Source organism: Phytohabitans rumicis, assembly GCF_011764445.1.
Taxonomy (GTDB): Bacteria; Actinomycetota; Actinomycetes; order Mycobacteriales; family Micromonosporaceae; genus Phytohabitans; species Phytohabitans rumicis.
The window spans coordinates 4,705,578-4,722,861 of sequence record NZ_BLPG01000001.1 but is presented as its reverse complement, the minus strand read 5'-3'; the positions used below and the strand labels follow the sequence as shown (position 1 = coordinate 4,722,861).

The window sequence follows — 17,284 nt, the reverse complement described above, 5'->3', positions numbered from 1 at the left end:
TCGCCCTGTCCGTACTGCAGCCACGCTCCGAGGTTAGCCGCACAGCGCACCACGGCGAAGAACGGACCATTAGTACATTGAGGACGCCCGAAGAAAGACATGAGCGGCTGCGCGACCAAACCCCCGCGCTGGGATACCGTCTCAGTCCAAGGGAGGTGGGCGGCGTGGCCAATGCGAAAGCACGGATCGGCCAGGCCGCCGCTCTGCACCGGCAGGCCGTGGCCACCGTTGCCGCCGCCGCTGGCGCCCTCGATGACTTCCGGCCGGCTCCGCCGGACCAGCGCGAGCAACACGACCTGGTCGAACGGCTGCGCGCCGCCGCCGCGACCCTCGTTCCCGGCTGGTTGGGCGCGCCGCTGGACGCGCAGTCCGAGGACACGCCGCTCGGCGGCCCGCTGCTGCCGCAGTTCGTCCGGGTGGGGATGGCCCAGCCGCTCGACGACGCGCGGTTTCCCGCGGTTGTGCCGCTGCTGGGGACCGGGCACCTCACCGTGGACGCGGATGCCCGCGATCCGCGGGTGGCGGGGCTGCTCCGCGCGCTCCTGCTCCGCCTGCTTGCCGCAGCGCCGGCGGGTTCGCTGCTGGTCCGGGGGGTGGACGCCGCGGGGCCGGGCTGGTTTTCGGGCCTTTTGAGCCGCTGGCCGACGCCGGCCTGATGCCGCCGCCGGTCACCGACCGCACGGGGCTGCGGGCCGTCCTCGCGGAAGCGGAGCAGTGGGTACGCCCAGCGCGGCCGGCCACGGCCCGACACTCCCGCCGGGACCGCACGCTGCTGCTGGCGGTCGCCTCGTTGCCGGAGCTGACCGAGGGTGCAGATCTTGCCCGGATCGCGGCGCTGGCACAGCACGGCCCCGAGGCAGGCTTGCATCTGATCGTGGCGGGCTGGCCGCCCCCACCGCTGACCGAAGACACCACGCAGCCGCCGTTGCCCCGCAGCACAAAGGTTGCCCTGCGCAACCCGCACGCGTTCATCAGCGACCCGCCGGGTGGGAGCTACGGCAGCAGCGGGCTCAACACCCCCGTGTTCCTCGACGAGGATCCGCCGGCCCACCTGTTCGAGCGGGTGTGCCAGGAGCTCTCCGAGCTCACCGCCGCCAGTGCCCACCTCACCCTGGACGATCTGCTGCCCGACGAGCCGATGTGGTCGGACGACTCGGCCGAGGGGGTGGCGACCGCGGTCGGGCAGGACGGCGACACCTCGGTGACGTTGCAGTTCAACGACCTGACTCCACACTGGATGATCGGCGGCCGGTCGGGTGCCGGCAAGACCGCGTTCCTGATCAACGTCCTGTACGGCCTCGGCCACCGGTACGCGCCGAGCGAGCTCACGCTCTACCTGCTCGACTTCAAGGAGGGGTCTCGTTCGCCGAGTTCGTGCCGAGCGAGCGGGACCAGACCTGGCTGCCGCATGCCAGGGCCGTCGGTGTCGAGTCCGATCGGGAGTACGGCGTGGCCGTCCTGCGGGAGCTCGACGCCGAGATGACCCGCCGGTCGGTGGCGTACAAGAAGGCGGGAGTCACCCGGTTCGCCGACCTACGCGAGCACCGGTCGCTGCCGCGCATCATCTGCGTGATCGACGAGTTCCAGGTGCTGCTGGCGGGTAGCGGGCCGCTGACCACGGAGGCGGTGAGCCTGCTGGAGTCTCTGGCCCGCAAGGGCCGGTCGTACGGCATCCACCTGATCCTGGCCAGCCAGACCGCGCTCGGCGTCGAGGCCCTGTACGACAAGCGCGACTCGATCTTCGGCCAGTTCCCGGTGCGGGTGGCCCTCCCGGGCGGCGGCGACGTCCTCGAACCGACCAACGATTCGGCGGCCGGCCTCCCGCTGGGCACGGCGGTGGTCAACACAGCCGGCGGGCTCGGTGGCCCTCGCGGAGCGACCCGGGGGCACGAGCGGACCGTCCGGTTCCCCGATCCACACGCGGACCGGTCCGCGCTCACCGCCCTGCGCCACAAGATCTGGGAGGCCCGCCCGGCGAGGTCGAAGCCGCCGTCCGTCTTCGCCGGCTACGCCCACCAGTACCTCGACGACGACCCGACCTACCTGGCCGCCCGGGGCAAGACGCCCAGCCGGCCGGCGGCCCTCGTGGGGCGAATCATCGACGTGCCGCTGTCGACCGCGGCGTTCCCGCTCGACGCCTCGCCGGGTCGGCACCTGGCCATCCTCGGTCCCAGCGCGCTCGGCGCGGACATCCTGGACGCGGCCGCCCGCAGCCTCGCGGCGCACCATCAACCCAAGTCGGTCCGGTTCGTGGTCGCGTCGCTGGTGGCCGACGGCGACCAGGTCGCCGAGTCGCTGACCACGCACCTCAACGAAACCCAGACCGCCGAGCTGGTCGAGGCCGGCAAGCTCGCGAAGATGCTGGACGAGTCCGCCTACCTCGTCGTGTTCGGCATGGACGCGATCAGCCGCGGCGCTCTTCCCACCGACCGCCTGCGGGACCTGCTGCGCGAGGGGCCCGGCCGCGGCGTACACCTGCTGTCCTGGTGGCGCGGCCTGCGCCGGTTCACCGAGGAGGTGGGCGGCAGCGCGGCTCGCGAAGACGTCGCCGGCATGGTCTTCCTCAACGTCCCGGGATCGGACGTGTCGCTGCTCCTCGGCCAGCAGGTCGACTGGCAGCCGCGGCCCAACCGTGCGCTGCTGCACGACCGGCACGCCGACCGCACCACCGTCATCGTCCCGTTCGTGCGACCGGAGCACGACGCATGACCGAGGCGTGGAGCGACTACGAGGCCGCCGCCCGGCGGCTGGACGCGGTCCGCCGGGGCGCGGCCAACGCCGCGGGCGAGCAGACGCAGGCCATGCGGGCCGCACGCGACGAGCTTGCCGGGGTACGCGCACGGCTGGCACCCCAACGCGCGAAGTTGCTCGCCCAAGGCGTACCAGAGGATCAGCTCCAGCCGTCGCCGGCGGACGTGGCCGCGGCCGCGGCGGCCATGGTGGGTGGACCGGTGGCGGTGCTGGCCGCGCTCCGGCGGGCCCGGACCACCGCGGACGCCGCGGACGCCACCGAGCAGGGCACCGCGCCGATGGGTCCCAAGGGGGAGACGCCGGCGTGGGTGCGCAACCTCATCGTGTACGGCCCGCTGGCGGCGGCGGTGCTCCTGGTGCAGCTCGCGCTCTACCTGACGGCAGACAACGACCTGCCGCTCTACGCCGTCCTGTGTGGACTGACCATGCCGGCGGTGGCCTTCGGGTTCGGCTGGGTGACGGTCGGCATGGCGTTCGAGGCCCCGGCGGGCGGCAAGGTGGACCGGACGCCGCTCGTCGGGGCGGCCGTCTGCTTCGCCCCGGTGGTCGCGACCTGCATGGGCGTCGGCCTGCTGACCCTGGTGAGATAGCACCATGGCGAGTGTCGAAGAGGTCAAGGCGCACGTGGCGGCGAGCGTCGACCAGACCCAGCGCGCGATGACCGCCCTGCGCGGCGTGACGGACCAGCTCGACGAGGCGCTCGCCCGGCTGCGGCTCACCGCCGTCGGCGCGATGCACCCGTCCGTGCTGGACGCGATCTCGCGGCTGGAGCAGGCCAAGTCCCGCCTGGACGAGGCGCACACGCTGGCCCGCGGCGCGATCGACTCCGCCGACCGGTACCGATCGATCGTGTAGTTAGCCGATGATGAGGCTCATCGCCTCGGCGCGCGACTTCGCGTCGCACTGGAAGAGCCCGCGTACGGCCGAGGTGACGGTCCTGGAGCCGGCCTTCTGGATGCCGCGCATCGCCATGCACATGTGCTCGCACTCCAGTACGGCGATCACGCCGCGCGGGTCGAGCTTCTCCATCAGCAGGTCGGCGATCTGAGCCGTCAGCCGCTCCTGCACCTGCGGCCGCCGGGCGAAGACCTCGACCAGGCGGGCCAGCTTGGACAGTCCGGTGATCCGCCCGTGCTCGCCCGGGATGTAACCGATGTGCGCGACGCCCCGGAACGGCAGCAGGTGGTGCTCGCACAGCGACATCACCTCGATGTCCCGGACGAGCACCAGCTCCTCGTGGTTGGCCTCGAACGCCGTGGTGAGCACCTTCGCCGGGTCCACCCGCAGGCCGGCGAAGAGCTCGGCGTACGCGCGGGCCACCCGGGCCGGGGTGCGCACGAGGCCGTCCCGGTCCGGGTCTTCGCCGACGGCGATGAGGATCTCGCGCACGGCCTTTTCGATCCGGACCAGGTCGACGGCCTCCTCGACGGGGCGACCGGTCAGCCTGCCGTTGACCAGCCGGGCCGCCAGATAGTCGAGGGCGTCGTCGCCGTCGCCGTCCGGCTCCGTCGACGACGCCCCGAAGTCGGGCTCGCTGGTCAGTGGACGCCGTCCGAGTTCGGGGACGAACCGCCCACCGTCGCCTCGGCACCGTCGGCCTGCGCCTGCGCCTTCAGCGCCTCCTTCTCGCCCGGCGTGAGCACCGGCGGCTCGTTGGAGGGCTGCCGCTTGCCGAAGCCGTTGTACGGCGCCATCGGCGGCCGCTTCGCGACGCGGGCGCAGATGCGGCCCATGTCGGTCTGCGAGATGGTCTCCTTCTCCATCAGCTCGAGCACGAGGTTGTCGAGGACGTCGCGGTACTCGACCAGGATCTCCCACGCCTCGTCGTGCGCGAGCTCGATCAGCGCCCGCACCTCGGCGTCGATCTCGGCGGCCACCGCGTCGGAGTAGTCCTTCTCGTGGCCCATCGTCCGGCCCAGGAACGGCTCGTCGCCGCTGGTGCCGTACTTGACCGCGCCGAGCTTGGAGCTCATGCCGTACTGGGTGATCATCGCGCGGGCCAGCGCCGTGGCCTTCTCGATGTCGTTGCCGGCGCCGGTGGTCGGCTCGTGGAAAACCAGTTCCTCGGCCGCCCGGCCACCCAGCGCGTACGCCAGGGTGTCGATCATCTCGGCCCGGGTCTGGGTGTACTTGTCCTCGGTGGGCAGCACCAGGGTGTGCCCGAGCGAGCGGCCACGGGACAGGATCGTCACCTTGTGCACGGGGGCCGAGTGCGGCAGGGCGTACGCGACCAGCGCGTGCCCACCCTCGTGGTAGGCGGTGATCTTCTTCTCGTTGTCGCTCATCACCCGGGTACGCCGCTGCGGGCCGGCCACCACCCGGTCGATCGACTCTTCCAGGTTGTCGTTGGTGATCGCCCGCTTGTCGTGCCGGGCGGTCAGCAGGGCGGCCTCGTTGATCACGTTGGCCAGGTCGGCGCCGGTGAAGCCGGGCGTCCGGCGGGCCACCGCGTCGAGGTCGACGTCCGGCGTGAACGGCTTGCCCTTGCCGTGCACCCGCAGGATGGCCTTGCGGCCCTCCATGTCCGGGGTGTCGACGGCGATCTGCCGGTCGAACCGGCCGGGACGCAGCAGCGCCGGGTCGAGGATGTCGGGCCGGTTGGTGGCGGCGATCAGGATGACCCCGCCCTTGGTGTCGAAGCCGTCCATCTCGACCAGCAGCTGGTTGAGCGTCTGCTCGCGCTCGTCGTGGCCGCCGCCCATGCCGGCGCCACGGTGCCGGCCGACCGCGTCGATCTCGTCGACGAAGACGATCGCCGGCGCGTTCGACTTGGCCTGCTCGAAGAGGTCACGCACGCGGGAGGCACCCACGCCGACGAACATCTCGACGAAGTCCGAGCCGGAGATCGAGTAGAACGGCACCCCGGCCTCGCCGGCCACCGCGCGGGCGAGAAGGGTCTTACCGGTACCGGGCGGGCCGAAGAGCAGCACGCCCTTCGGGATCTTGGCGCCCAGTGCCTGGTACTTCGCCGGGTTCTGCAGGAAGTCCTTGATCTCGTGCAGCTCCTCGACGGCCTCCTCGGCGCCCGCCACGTCGGCGAACGTCGTCTTCGGCGTGTCCTTGGTGATCATCTTCGCCTTGGACTTGCCGAAGTTGAGGACCCGCGACCCGCCGCCCTGCATCTGCGACATGAAGAGCAGCAGCAGGATCACCAGCACCGCGATCGGCAGCAGGTTGACCAGCAGGGTGAGGAAGACGCTGTCCTCGGACACCTCGGTGTTGATCGGTCCGGTGACCCGGCCCGCGGTCTTGGCCTCGACGATGTCGTTCCAGATCTCGCGGCCGACCTCGTACGGGAACTGCGCCTGGATCTTGTCGGTCGTGGTGTCGCCGAACTTGGTCTGGCTGCTCAGGTCGAGCTGGAGCGTCTGCTCCTTGTCTTTGAAGACGGCCTTCTTTATGTTGCCCGTCTCATTGAGCTGCTCGAGCGCCACCGAGGTGTCGACCTTGTGGTAGCTGGGGCCGCTGGTAAAGAAAGAGCTGAGCGCAATCGCCCCGATGATCACCAGGATGATCCAGACCACCGGGCGGCGGAAGAAACGCGTACGTTCCATACTGTTGTCGAGCGCCGCGGCGCCCGGACCCTCCTGATCGACGTCCTGACCGTCTGAATACCTGCGCCGCGGGATCACGGCCAGCCACTTGCCGCCTCGCGGCGGTAGCGACACCTGGCGCGGCCACGCCACGCCATCGGGTCATTCGACGGTACACCCCCGGGGCACGCTGCGGCTCCCGGATCAGGCACCGCGCTAGCAATCTGCGCAAACGGGACGCAAAGTCGTCCTGCGAACCGTTATATCCGCAGCTAGCGGGCGTTTCTGAGAGTACGCTGTGCGTTCACGCGCGGGCGTAGACCTCGGGCTTCAGGACGCCGACGAAGGGCAGCTCACGGTAGCGCTCCGCGAAGTCCAGCCCATACCCGACGACGAACTCGTTCGGGATGTCGAAACCGACGTATTTGACCGGGATGGGCACCTTCACCGCCTCCGGCTTGCGGAAGAGCGTGACCACCTCGACGCTCGCGGCGGACCGGGACGCCAGGTACTTCAGCAGCCAGGAGAGCGTGAGGCCGGAGTCGACGATGTCCTCGACCACGACCACGTGCCGGCCGGCGATGTTGCGGTCCAGGTCCTTGAGGATGCGTACGACGCCGGAGGAGGTGGTGCCCTGCCCGTACGAGGACACCGCCATGAACTCCAGCTCGATGGATGGCCCGAACCGGCCCAGCGCGCGGGCGAAGTCGGCCATGAACATGACCGCACCCTTCAGCACGCAGACCAGCAGGAGCCCGTCCTCGATCGAGGCGTAGTCGGCGGACACCTGCTTGGCCAACTCCGCGGTTTTCTCACGGATCTGCGCTTCACTGATGATCACGTGATCGATGTCGGCGTCGTACCAGGAGCCGTCAGCCATGGCCTAAGACTGCCGCATGCGGCTCCTGGCTCGACGCCGGGGTCAGGACCTGTGCTTTCGCGCTCAAGACAGACGCGGGCGGGTCCGCCGGCGGCCTTCGTCGGACGCCTTCCAGTCCGCGGAGTCGCGGCTGTCGGAGGTCCACCCGAAGATCGAGGCGAGGGCTAGCAGGACGAAGAACAGCAAGAGGACAACGAGTTCCATGGCGGCTCAACCTTCTTCGGTCGGTCTCTTTTTGAGGTCTGCCGCCGGTGCGCACCGGACGTCTGTATCTAGTTTCCGCCTGCCCTCCCCACCCGCACAGTGGCAGCAATGCCATTGACCCTTAAAATCCTGCCAAGTGCGGAGTAGGCTAGGTCACATGCTTCACAACGTGGCCGTCATCGTGTTCGACGGCGTTGCCGCCTTCGAGCTCGGCGTGCTGTGCGAGTTCTTCGGCACCGACCGTACGCAGGACGGATTCCCCGCCTACCGGTTCGACGTGTGCAGCGCGGACGGCAAGCCGGTCCGTTCGAAGTCCGGCTTCGATATCTCGCCGCACTCCGACCTGACGCCCGTGGAGACGGCCGATCTGGTCGCGGTGCCCGCGCACGCCGACGACGCGTTCGTCCCGGACGAGGCGCTCGACGCGGTGCGCCGGGCCGCCGAGCGCGGGGCGTACATATTGAGCGTGTGCTCCGGCGCCTTCGTGCTGGGCGAGGCCGGGCTGCTCGACGGCCGCCACTGCACCACCCACTGGAAGCACGTCGACGACCTCCAGCGCCGGTTCCCCGAGGCGAAGGTGCACTGCGACTCCCTGTACGTGCAGGACGGCAAGCTGCTCACCAGCGCCGGCACGGCCGCCGGCATCGACGCCTGCCTGCACCTGGTACGTCAGGAGCACGGCTCGGCGCTGGCCACCAAGCTGGCTCGCCGCATGGTGGTGCCGCCGCACCGCGACGGCGGCCAGAAGCAGTACGTCGAGGCGCCGATGCCCAAGACGCCCGACGCGCCCACCCTGGAGCCGGTGCTGACCTGGCTGATGACCCACCTCGACCAGCCCGTCAAGGTCGAGGAGCTGGCCGTCCGGGCACACATGGCTCCGCGCACGTTCGCCCGGCGGTTCCGGGCCGAGACCGGCACAACGCCGCACGACTGGGTGACCAACCAGCGCGTGCTGCTGGCCCGCCGCCTGCTCGAAGACACCGAGCTGGGCGTGGAGGCGATCGCCAACCGGGCCGGCTTCGGCGACACCGCGACGATGCGCCACCACTTCACCCGCCGGGTGGGCGCGACCCCGCAGGCGTACCGGCAGACCTTCCGCGAACGCGAGCCCGCCGCTTAGCGCGTGGGGCCGCCCGGCGGCAGGACGACCTGCACGTCGGAGGTCACCACGGAGACGCCCGGCACGGTCGACGCGGTCATCCGGGTGGTCACCCGGCCGATACCCGGCGCCGCACCGGTGAGCTGCACCGTGTACGACGCGGTCGCCGGCACCGCGCTGGTCACCCGCAGGTCGGCGGTGGGCGTACGACCGGCCGGGAGGCGCTGGCCGGCGCTGCCGTCGGCGTTCTCGGCGCCCACGAGCAGGGGCTTGCCGTCCGGGGCGGCGGGCAGGGCGGCCGGGTCGTACGCGAACACGACGTCCTCGACGCCGTTCGCACCGAGCCACACCTGGAAGTGCCGGTTGGCGTCGGTGCCGGCCACGTCGACCTGCCACTCCATCACCACCCAGCTCGACACGCCGTCGGTGAGCCGGGCGACCCGTATGCCCTCGTCGCGGGTGCCGTCCAGGTCGGTCCAGAAGGGCGCCAGGACGTTGTTGGGCCGGGCGACGTCGGGCAGCCGACCGGGCAGGCCGCCACCGGAGCCGGTCGCGTCGCCCACGACGAGGTAGCCGTTGGCGTCCGCGCCCAGCGACGTGTACGCCCGCCCGCCGTACACGAACTGCGGCACCTCGTACGTGAGGGTCTCCTGGTCACCGATCGGGGACGGCTGGATGCCGTACTCGGAAAGGGGCCGGTAGCCGGCGATGGTGCCCGGCTTCAGCGTGGGCTTACCCGGTCGGGCTCCGGGAATTGTGAGGCCGCGCCGCGTGACGGACCTCGGCCCGGTCTTGGTCGCGCCGCCGACTCCGCTCACCGTCAGCGGGGCGTCCACGGTGGTGGTCAGGTTGGCGACCGCGTCGGCCAGTGAGGCGTTCTTGGCGGTGATCGTGCAGACGGTCCGCTGGCGCCAGACCACGGCGGCGGCGCAGTCGCTGGTCAGCTCCACGTTGCCGGGCTTGGGAGTGAACGCCACCGGCAGGTGCAGGGTCGGCAGTCCCGGCCGCGCCGGGTCGAGCCGGACCTCGCCGACCTGCGGAGCCGAAGGGGCGGTCGAGGTGATCGTGATCTTCAGGGCGACGGACCGGCCGGCGGCGAGCGTGAAGACGCTGGGCAAGACCGCGATCCGGCTCCGGGCCGGCGACCGCACCGACACCCGGTACGTCTGGGTAGCCCCACTGACGTTCCGGGCGGTGCGGACGGTGGTGACCTGGCCGGGCATCGTGGGCGCGTAGACCGAGGGCAGGTTGAGGTGCACGGCGCCCACCGGGTCGGCGCCGAGCGCGAGCATCCGTTCCGCCGACTCGTCGAAGGTCAGCCCCGGGTCGTCCGCCGCCACCAGGTCGATCCGGCCGCTGCCGCGGTCCAGCGGGCCGGCCGCGGTCTTCAGGTCCTCCTTGAGCACGGCCGTGCGGGCGGTCGTCATGAGGGCGGACTTGATCTGGCCGGGCGTCCAGCTCCGGTGCAGCGCCTTGAGCAGGACCGCCGCGCCGGCCACGTGCGGCGCCGCCATCGACGTACCGGCGATGGCCTGGAAGAGCTCGCCCGGCGGGCCGCCCTCGACCGCGTGCGGGGTGGGCGTGTTGCCGGCGAGGATCTGCACGCCGGGGGCGGTGAGGTCGGGCTTGATGGCCGGACCGCCCGGGCCGCGGGCGGAGAACGCGGCGAGCACGTCGGCCTGCCCCTTTTCCCGCTTGCCGTCGGTGAACGTGCTGGTCACCGACGTGTGCCCGGCCATGAACGCCTTGAAGCGGGCACCGTCGGCCAGGTGCACGGTGGGCAGCCAGTGGTTGTCGGTCTCCACGTCGGCGAGCGACGGGTTGTAGAGGACCATGCCGACCGCGCCGCCCTGGACCACGTTGTAGCCCTTGGCCGCGCGGGCGTTCCCGCCGCGCTGGCAGGCCACGATCTTCCCCACGAAGACACCCCGGTCGGCGGGCTTGTCGCAGAGCGCTCCGCCGCCGTACCCGGCGACCGACTCGGCGAGCACCACCGGAGTCGCGGCGCCGACCCCGCTGGTGATCGACGCGCCCTTCAGCGTCAGCTTGTCGGCGCCGGCCTTCAGCGTCAGCGTCGACACGAACGAACGGGCCTCGGTCGACGCGCCGACCGTGGTCACCCAGGGCGCCAGGTGGTTGGCGGTCGCCTGGCCGGGCCCCGAGTTGCCGGCCGACGCCGCGACGAACACGCCCGCGGCGTACGCGTCGAGGAACGACAGCTCGACCGGGTCGGTGTACGGGTCGGTGCCACCGGAGACCGAGTAGTTGAGCACGTCCACGCCGTCGAGCACGGCCTGCCCGACCGCCCGCGCGATGTCGGAGCCGTAGCCGCCCGCCTCGCCCAGTGCCTTGTAGACGGACAGCCACGCGCCCGGCGCCACACCCTGTAGCGGGCCGCGGTCGACGCCGAAGACGGCGGCCGAGTTGACCACGTTGCCGGCCGCGGTGGAGGCGGTGTGGGTGCCGTGACCGCCGCTGTCCCGGGCCGTCGGGTATTGCTCGCCGTCGTGCCGGGCCAGGTACGTCTCCAGGAACGCGGCCCCGCCGATCAGCTTGTTGTTGCACGTGTAGGCCGTCTTGGTCAGCGGGTTGTCGCCGAAGTCGCAGGCGCGCGCGGCGCCGTCGGCCTTCGCCGGCGGTGCCTTCAGGTTGCCCTGGTCGGCGAACGACGGATGCTCGGGCCACGCGCCGGTGTCGATGACGCCGACGATGACGCCCCGGCCGGCGTTCCGGTCGCCGCCCACCCGGGGATAGACCGCGCCGGCCCCGATGAACCCCGTGCTCGCGTCGGTGAGCGGCTGGTGCAGCTCGTCCCGCTGCACGGCGACCACGCCGTCGATGCCGAGCACCTCGCCGACCTTGTTGGCCGGCACGGTGGCGGAGACGCCGCCGTACACGGTGCGCAGGCGCTGGCGGACGGAGGCGCCGGGCACCTTGACCGCCAGCTCGGCGATGAACCGGTCCTCGCGGGCCGCAAGGTAGTCCTCGTACGCCCGCTCGGTGCCGCTCCGGCTCAGCTTGCGACCGGTACCGGACGGGCTGGTGGCGGCGATCCCCGGCACCCCGCCGGCGTACGTGGCGACCGGGTCGTGGTCCAGTTTGATCAGTACCGGGAGGAGTGCCGTCTCGGCACGGCCGAGCAGGTCGGGATCGGTCTCGGCGAGCCGGCTCGTCGGCGCCGCCCCGGCCGCGACGCGCCCGGTCGGCTCGATGGACGTGGCCGCGAAGGGACCAACAGCGGCCTGCGCCGGGGCGCGAAGGCCAGGACCAGGACAGCCGACAACCACAGCGCTCTATGCATCCCCGTCAACCCCTCCACCCGCACAAGCAAGGGCGGAGTCAGTATCCCATCGCGCAGCCATCGGCACGTGGCTCCGAGCCGGCGACATACCCGCCAAAAGGCAAACGCCAGATCGCCTGGCCGTACCCGAAGATCGCAGACTCGCGCGAAGCGGTGACCTCGTGCCCGCGGCGTTCCAGCTCGGCCAGGACCTCGGGCGCCGCCAGCCCTTCCTCGACGAGCACCGACCGCCCGGCCTGCCAGTACCAGCGCGGGGCGTTCAGGGCCGCCTGCGGATCCAGGCCGCCGTCCACCGTGGACGTGACCACCTGCAGGTGGCCCTGGGGCTGCATGTGCCCGCCCATCACCCCGAACGGCCCGACCGGCTCCCCGTCCCGGGTCAGGAAGCCCGGGATGATCGTGTGGAACGGCCGCTTGGCCGGCCCGACCGCGTTCGGGTGGTCGGGTTCGAGGCGGAACCCGAGGCCCCTGTTCTGCAGCCCGAAGCCGTACCCGGGCAGCACCACATAGGAGCCGAAGCCCATGTAGTTCGACTGGATGAGGCTGACCATCATGCCGTCCGCGTCGGCCGCGCACAGGTAGACGGTGCCGCCGCGGACCGGGTCGCCGGGCGCCGGCGTCAAGGCCCGCGCGCCGATGTGCGCCCGGCGGGCCGCGGCGTACTCGGGGCGCAGCAGCTCGGCGGTCGGCACGATGACCCGGTCCGGGTCGGCCACATAGGCGAACGCGTCGGCGAAGCCCAGCTTCATCGCCTCGATCTCCCAGTGCAGCCGCTCGACGGGCGGCAGCGCGGCCAGGTCGACGCCGTCCAGGATGCCGAGGGCGAGAAGGGCCGCGATGCCCTGACCGTTGGGCGGCAGCTCCCAGACCTCGTGGTCCCGGTAGGCGACGTGGATCGGGTCGACCCAGGTCGACGTGTGCGCGGCCAGGTCGGTGGCGGTCAGCAAACCGCCGGTGCGGGCGGCGTGCCCGGCCAGCGCCGCGGCGATCTCACCCGTGTAGAACGCGTCGGCCGCGCTGTCGGCTATCAGACGCAGCGTCCGGGCGGCCGCCGGGTTGGCCCACCGCTCGCCAGCCCGCGGCGGGCCGCCACCGGGGACGGTGAAGACCCGCCCCCACTCGGCGAACTCCTCGCCGTCGAGCCGCGCGTGCACCGCCGCCGAACGGCCCCAGGCGCGGGCCACCTCGGGCGAGACCGGGTAGCCGCGCTCGGCGTACCCGATCGCGTCCGCGAAGAGCTCGGCGAACGGCAGCGCACCGAACCGCGCGTGCAGGTCCCACCAGCCGGCCGGCGCCCCCGGCACGGTCACCGGCAGCCAGCCGCGCTCCGGCATGCCGTCCCGGACCGCGTCCAGGCTCAGCGCGGCCGGCGAGCGGCCGGAGGCGTTCAGGCCGTGCAGGCGGGTGCCGTCCCAGACGATCGCGAAGAGGTCGCCGCCGATGTCGTTGGAGCCGGGCTGCACCACGGTCAGCGCGATCGCGGTGGCCACCGCGGCGTCCACGGCGTTGCCGCCGCGGCGCAGGACGCCGAGGCCGGCGCTCGCGGCGAGTGGCTGGCTGGTGGCCACGACGCCGCGCGGGGCGTACAGCGGCTTGTGCGGGTGGAAGGTCACCTCAACAGATTGCCGCGCCGGGCCACCGCGATGCCGCCCGGGAGGTGCACCGCGCCCTGGCCGCGCCAATCCGTGACAAGAGCATCGAGCGCGCCGACATGCCGGTGCGACAGCGCCGCCGGCGAAGCGCCGAGCTCGCGGGCCCATGCCTGCAATACCCGGGTACGCACAGCATCTGGCAGCCGGTCCAGTTCCTGCACCGCGAGGGCACCGTCCGGTCGGCGTGCCCGGTCCAGGGCGGTGGCGGCCAGCTCGTCCAGGGTGGCGGCGTCGGCGGCGAGCAGCCGCGCGGTGCGGGCCAGGTTGTCGACCACGCCCGCGCCCAGCGCCTCGACCAGCGCGGGCAGGGCGGTCGCCCGTACCCGGGACCGGGCGTACGCCGGGTCCACGTTGTGCGGGTCCTCCCACGGGCTGAGCCCGAGCGCGGCGCACGCCTTGCGGGTGTCCTCGCGTGCCACGTCGAGCAGCGGCCGCAGCAGCGCGACGCCGCCCACGTCGCGCCGGGGCGGCATGCCGGCGAGGCCGCGCGGACCCGATCCGCGGGCGAGCGCCAGGAGCACGGTCTCGGCCTGGTCGTCGCGGGTGTGCCCGAGGAGGATGGCGACCGCGCCGTGCCGCTCGGCCGCGCCGACCAGGGCCTCGTACCGGGCGTCCCGGGCGGCGGCCTCGGGGCCTTGCCAGCTGGCGCTCGCTCCGCTCGCGCGGTCCCCGGGGCCGGGCCGGTTGCGGACCGAGACGGTCGCCACGTCGACGGGGGCGAAGCCGGCCTCGCGTGCCCACTCGGCCACGGCGGCGGCGCGCTCGGCCGAGCCCGGCTGCAACCCGTGGTCGACCGTCACCAGCCCGGCCGGCATCCCCAGCCGGGGTGCCACGAACGCGGTCGCCGCCGCGAGCGCCAACGAGTCGGCCCCACCCGAGCAGGCGACCAGCACGCACCCGCGTACCCCGCGAAGGGCTTGCCGGACCGCCGCGCGGACGGCGGCGACCGGCGGCGCGAGCGCGGCCACGGGCCCGGCGTCAGGCGGCCTGGGGTGGACGCGGGCCACCCACGCGTCGGGGTCGCCCAGTTCCTCGACCCGGGGGAGGGTGAGCGGCGAGCTGAAGACCTTGTTGAAGCCCGCCATGCCGACCCGCTCGACGACGCCGTGTACGAACTTGCGGCCCTCGGCGTACTGGCGCATCTTCACGTCGACGCCGAGCAGCTTGCGGATCGCCTTTTCCAGCGGCGTGCCCGACTCGCGGCGCCGGTTGAACTTGGACCGGATCTGCTCGACCGTCGGGATCACCTCGGGGCCGACACCGTCCATGACGAACTCGGCGTGCCCTTCCAGCAGCGTCATCATCGCGGTGAGCCGGTCGAGCACGGCCCGCTGCCCCGGCGTCTGTACGAGGTCGATGATGCTGACCCGGCTGTCCGGGTCGCGTACGGCGTCCGAAAGCGTGGCGACGCTGCGCCGGAGCCGCTCCAGGAAGTGCTCGCCCTGGCTGGCCTGGGAGGCGTCGACGAACGCCTGCACCTCGCCGAAGAAGTGCCCGCGCATCCACGGCACGGCGGTGAACTGGGTGCGGTGGGTGACCTCGTGCAGGCACACCCACAGCCGGAAGTCCCGCGAGTCGGCCTGCAGCTTGCGCTCCACCTCGACGATGTTCGGGGCGACGAGCAGGAGCTGGCCGGGGTCGGAGGAGAAGACCTCGTACTGGCCGAGCACCCGGCCGGACAGGTAAGCGAGCACGGTGCCCGCCTGTACGCCGGTGAGCCGGGAGCCGATCGCGTCGGTGATCACACCCGGCTGCTTGTCGCCGGACAGCCGGCTGACCAGCGGCGTGACCACCTCGCGCAGGCCCGCGATGTTGATCGCCGCCCAGTCCTTGCGGTCCACCACGCGCACCGGCGGGTGGGCCACCTGCGATCGCAGCCCGGTGTACGACGTCACCAGGTCGGCCGCTTCATCGGTCAGTCGCCGCAGATCGGCGACGACGTCGGTGGCCTCGTCGTACGAGACTCTCGGGCCAGCCTTACCCAGCGCGCCAGCGGTAGCGGCGGCCAGGTCCCAGTCCACGAACTGCGCCATCACCCCAACGTACCCGGGTTAAGGCAACTCTCCGGCAAACGCTGGGAGCCGGGGTCGCACACGACGGCGCCCGACCTGTATTCCGCTTAAAGACACCCGCATTTGGCCAACGCGGTCGGAATCTTGTCGAGGGCGGTCTCGGCCTTCTCCTTGCCGAGCGGCACCTTGTCCGCCAGCACCGCGAACGCCAGCAGCCGCCCGTCGGCCGTCACCACCACGCCGGCGATCGCGTTCACCCCGTTGAGCGTGCCGGTCTTGGCGCGTACCACGCCGGCGCCGGGGCGGTTGTCCACGGCCGGGCTGCGGAACCGGTCGCGCAGCGTACCCGACCAGGCGGCCACCGGCAGCCCCGCGACCACGCCGGCCAGCTCCGGGTGCGACCCGCCGGCCGCGAGCGCCAGCAGGTCGGTCAGCAGCGTCGGGGTGAGGCGGTTCTTGCGGGACAGGCCGCTGCCGTCCGACAGCGCGCTCTCCGCCGCGGGCAGGCCCAGCTCACCGAGTACGGCGTTCGTGGCGGCCGCCGCGCCGGCGTACGAGGCGGGCTGGCCCTTGGCGAGGGCCACCTGGCGGGCGAGCAACTCGGCCACCACGTTGTCGCTCTCGCCGAGCATGAACTCGACCAGGCGCAGGATCGGCGGCGACTCGACCTTGCCCAGCTCGGTGCCGGCGGTCAGGGGTGCCGAAGACGGCGTCGTGGTCGCCTCCACCGCATCGGCCGGCGCCTTGCCCTTGGTCACGGCCGACTGCGGCAGCCCGAGCAGCTTGGCGAACGCCCTGCCGGCGGCGACGTCCGGCTGCGTGTAGCGCTCGGCGTACCCGCGGGTGGCCTTTGGGTTGATCCGGGCGCCGTTGGTCATCAGCGCGATGGTCGGCCCGCCGAACCCACCGGTCGGCACGTCCGCGTCCCAGCTCGGCTCGTACACCGGACCGGTGAACAGCGACGAGTCGACGATCACCTTGGTCGGCTTGGCCTCGCCGAGGGCCTGCTTCACCTGCTTGGCGAGCTGGTCCAGCCGGGCCGCGCCGGGGTACGTCCCGGTCCCGTTGATCGCCAGCGTCGGGTCACCGCCGCCGATGATCACGACCTCGCCGGGGTTGGCGCCGGCCACCACCCGGGTCGGGATCCGGTACGCCGGCCCGCGCGCCGCCAGTACCGCCGTGGCGGTGACCAGCTTGGTCGTGGACGCCGGGACAGTGGGCACGTCGGGCCCGCGGCTGTAGAGCTGGCCCGCGGAGGTGACGTCCACCACCGAGAGGTTGGTCTGGCTGCCCAGCCCGGCCGACGCCACGATCGGGTCGAGCACGGCCTGTACGCCCGCGGCGGTCGGCGCCGGCGCGTCGCCCGTCGCGGCCGCGAGGACCGGCGCGGGGGACGGCTCGGGCGTCTGCGGGGCGGCGGCGCTGGTCGGATCGGCGCCCGGCTCGCCCAGCCAGTCCGCGACCGGGCCGGGCCGGACGATGACGGCTCCCGCGCCGAACCCGCCGAGCAGGACCACCATGACCAGCGTGACGACCAGGCCGCGCCGCCCCTTACGCGGCTCCCGGGTCGGTGGCTCCGCCTGAGGCGGCTCCGCGGACCGCGGCGGCGCCGGGGGTGGGAAGAACGACGGCAGGCGTATCGTCTGCGTCTGTTCGGGCAGTGCGACGGGTAGGCGCACGGTCTCGTCACCGGAGCCGTACTCGGGACCGTGCTGTGAGTCTTGCCTCGCCACCGGCCCCTCCTCGCGCGCGACAACCGGACTAAGCGACGATACTTGCGTCCGAACACTATGCGGCGTTCGCTAGGCGAAATCGCGTGGGGCAACACGCGAGGGGCGGGACAAGAGTGGGG

At 72.4% G+C, this 17,284-nt stretch carries 11 protein-coding genes and 2 pseudogenes; 4 read left to right on the top strand and 9 right to left on the bottom strand.

The window, feature by feature from the left end; translation table 11 throughout:
- Nucleotides 1-155 precede the first annotated feature (155 nt).
- From Prum_RS21230 to Prum_RS21220, 3 genes and pseudogenes are all read left to right on the top strand, one after another.
- A pseudogene (locus tag Prum_RS21230) lies at nucleotides 156-2,709 on the top strand (FtsK/SpoIIIE domain-containing protein).
- On the top strand, nucleotides 2,706-3,341 hold the full coding sequence (locus Prum_RS21225; RefSeq protein ID WP_173078115.1) for a hypothetical protein: 636 nt from the start codon (nucleotides 2,706-2,708) through the stop codon (nucleotides 3,339-3,341). Before Prum_RS21230 ends, Prum_RS21225 begins: the two are co-directional and overlap by 4 nt.
- Nucleotides 3,342-3,345: 4 nt before the next feature.
- A complete protein-coding gene (locus Prum_RS21220) occupies nucleotides 3,346-3,606 on the top strand; it encodes a hypothetical protein (protein ID WP_173078114.1) in 261 nt (86 codons plus the stop codon).
- Here the strand turns inward: Prum_RS21220 and folE are convergent, their stop codons facing one another.
- The 4 genes from folE to Prum_RS21200 all read right to left on the bottom strand — a co-directional run bounded on the left by folE (nucleotide 3,607) and on the right by Prum_RS21200 (nucleotide 7,368).
- Entirely contained in the window at nucleotides 3,607-4,221 is a 615-nt protein-coding gene (gene folE, locus Prum_RS21215; RefSeq protein WP_173083982.1) for a GTP cyclohydrolase I FolE, read from the bottom strand.
- Nucleotides 4,222-4,289: 68 nt separating this feature from the next.
- Complete coding sequence (ftsH, locus tag Prum_RS21210; RefSeq protein ID WP_173078113.1) at nucleotides 4,290-6,305, bottom strand: ATP-dependent zinc metalloprotease FtsH; 2,016 nt, start codon at nucleotides 6,303-6,305, stop codon at nucleotides 4,290-4,292.
- A 283-nt stretch (nucleotides 6,306-6,588) separates the two neighbouring features.
- Nucleotides 6,589-7,164 (bottom strand): hypoxanthine phosphoribosyltransferase, encoded by a 576-nt coding sequence (gene hpt / locus Prum_RS21205; RefSeq protein WP_173078112.1) that lies wholly within the window; start codon nucleotides 7,162-7,164, stop codon nucleotides 6,589-6,591.
- Nucleotides 7,165-7,227: 63 nt separating this feature from the next.
- The gene (locus tag Prum_RS21200; RefSeq protein WP_173078111.1) at nucleotides 7,228-7,368 is read right to left on the bottom strand and encodes a hypothetical protein; all 141 of its coding nucleotides are present in this window, start codon (nucleotides 7,366-7,368) and stop codon (nucleotides 7,228-7,230) included.
- Between the two features lie 157 nt (nucleotides 7,369-7,525).
- Here Prum_RS21200 and Prum_RS21195 point away from each other — a divergent pair, with 157 nt between their 5' ends.
- Nucleotides 7,526-8,488 (top strand): GlxA family transcriptional regulator, encoded by a 963-nt coding sequence (locus Prum_RS21195; RefSeq protein WP_173078110.1) that lies wholly within the window; start codon nucleotides 7,526-7,528, stop codon nucleotides 8,486-8,488.
- Here Prum_RS21195 and Prum_RS21190 read toward each other — a convergent pair.
- The 5 genes and pseudogenes from Prum_RS21190 to dacB all read right to left on the bottom strand — a co-directional run bounded on the left by Prum_RS21190 (nucleotide 8,485) and on the right by dacB (nucleotide 16,952).
- Nucleotides 8,485-11,754 carry a S8 family serine peptidase gene (locus Prum_RS21190; RefSeq protein WP_173078109.1) on the bottom strand — a complete coding sequence of 1,090 codons (3,270 nt, stop codon included), beginning with the start codon at nucleotides 11,752-11,754 and terminating at the stop codon, nucleotides 8,485-8,487. The genes Prum_RS21195 and Prum_RS21190 overlap by 4 nt on opposite strands.
- Before the next feature lie 52 nt (nucleotides 11,755-11,806).
- Nucleotides 11,807-13,381, bottom strand: a complete 1,575-nt coding sequence (locus Prum_RS21185; protein WP_218577301.1) for a gamma-glutamyltransferase family protein — start codon at nucleotides 13,379-13,381, stop codon at nucleotides 11,807-11,809.
- Nucleotides 13,378-14,388 carry a tRNA lysidine(34) synthetase TilS gene (gene tilS, locus Prum_RS21180; RefSeq protein WP_173083978.1) on the bottom strand — a complete coding sequence of 337 codons (1,011 nt, stop codon included), beginning with the start codon at nucleotides 14,386-14,388 and terminating at the stop codon, nucleotides 13,378-13,380. The genes Prum_RS21185 and tilS overlap by 4 nt, the downstream gene beginning before the upstream one ends.
- A pseudogene (locus Prum_RS21175) lies at nucleotides 14,380-15,453 on the bottom strand (zinc-dependent metalloprotease); the annotation flags it as partial. The gene tilS and the pseudogene Prum_RS21175, both read right to left, overlap by 9 nt.
- 86 nt (nucleotides 15,454-15,539) lie before the next feature.
- The gene (gene dacB / locus Prum_RS21170; RefSeq protein WP_173083976.1) at nucleotides 15,540-16,952 is read right to left on the bottom strand and encodes a D-alanyl-D-alanine carboxypeptidase/D-alanyl-D-alanine endopeptidase; all 1,413 of its coding nucleotides are present in this window, start codon (nucleotides 16,950-16,952) and stop codon (nucleotides 15,540-15,542) included.
- Nucleotides 16,953-17,284 lie beyond the last annotated feature (332 nt).

Excerpts from the sequence above, each read along its gene's own strand:
- Prum_RS21225 (WP_173078115.1), top strand. The coding sequence starts at position 2,706 with ATGACCGAGGCGTGGAGCGACTACGAGGCCGCCGCCCGGCGGCTGGAC.
- Prum_RS21220 (WP_173078114.1), top strand. The coding sequence starts at position 3,346 with ATGGCGAGTGTCGAAGAGGTCAAGGCGCACGTGGCGGCGAGCGTCGAC.
- ftsH (WP_173078113.1), bottom strand. The coding sequence starts at position 6,305 with ATGGAACGTACGCGTTTCTTCCGCCGCCCGGTGGTCTGGATCATCCTG.
- hpt (WP_173078112.1), bottom strand. The coding sequence starts at position 7,164 with ATGGCTGACGGCTCCTGGTACGACGCCGACATCGATCACGTGATCATC.
- Prum_RS21200 (WP_173078111.1), bottom strand. The coding sequence starts at position 7,368 with ATGGAACTCGTTGTCCTCTTGCTGTTCTTCGTCCTGCTAGCCCTCGCC.
- Prum_RS21195 (WP_173078110.1), top strand. The coding sequence starts at position 7,526 with ATGCTTCACAACGTGGCCGTCATCGTGTTCGACGGCGTTGCCGCCTTC.
- dacB (WP_173083976.1), bottom strand. The coding sequence starts at position 16,952 with ATGGTGGTCCTGCTCGGCGGGTTCGGCGCGGGAGCCGTCATCGTCCGG.